The organism is Pseudomonas sp. AL 58 (assembly GCF_036348395.1).
GTDB classification, from domain to species: Bacteria; Pseudomonadota; Gammaproteobacteria; order Pseudomonadales; family Pseudomonadaceae; genus Aquipseudomonas; species Aquipseudomonas defluvii.
Genome location: NZ_JAZBQR010000070.1, coordinates 1 through 614 on the forward strand (window position 1 = coordinate 1; position 614 = coordinate 614).

1 protein-coding gene and 1 pseudogene are annotated in these 614 nt (G+C 65.0%); both read left to right on the forward strand.

Annotated elements, in window-relative coordinates; translation table 11 throughout:
- Nucleotides 1-267, forward strand: a pseudogene (locus UIA24_RS23085) (baseplate J/gp47 family protein); the annotation flags it as partial.
- A partial coding sequence (locus UIA24_RS23090) for a putative phage tail protein (protein ID WP_330524050.1) occupies nucleotides 258-614 on the forward strand: 357 nt, incomplete at its 3' end. The pseudogene UIA24_RS23085 and the gene UIA24_RS23090, both read left to right, overlap by 10 nt.

Genomic DNA, 614 nt, shown 5'->3' on the forward strand with positions numbered 1-614 from the left:
TACGTACTGCCGCCGCTGGAAAAGCCGGTTCAGTACGAACTGAAGATTATCCCCGACAGCGGCGCAGTACGCCGGGCAGTGGAGGCTGCCCTGGTCGATCTGCACAACCGCGAGTCGGACCTTGGCGCCGGTCTGCTTTGGACGCACATCGGCGAGGCCCTTAGTGGTGCGCTAGGCGAGCGTGATCATCAGTTGATCAGCCCGGCTGCCGACGTGGTAGCGGCGCGCAACGAGATGCTGACCTATGGGGGTGTGCTGTGGCGATAAGGACCGCCTCCGACTACTACGCGCAGTTACGGGCGCTGCTGCCGCCCGGTCCCGCGTGGGACAAAGAACTGAACCCCGAAGTGGACCAGCTGCTGCAGGCCGCAGCCCAAGAGCTGGCCCGGGAGGATCTGCGCGCCGCCGACCTGCTGGAGGAAAGCTTTCCCGAAACTGTTCGGGAACTGGTCCCCGACTGGGAGCGGGTTATGCGGCTGCCCGATCCCTGCCTAGGGGATTCGCCCAAGTTTGAGGATCGCCAGTTGGCGGTGCGCCGTCGTCTGGTCGAGGTCGGTGGCCAGTCACCGGCGTACTTCGTTGAGCTGGCCATCAGTCATGGCTACCCCGAGGCC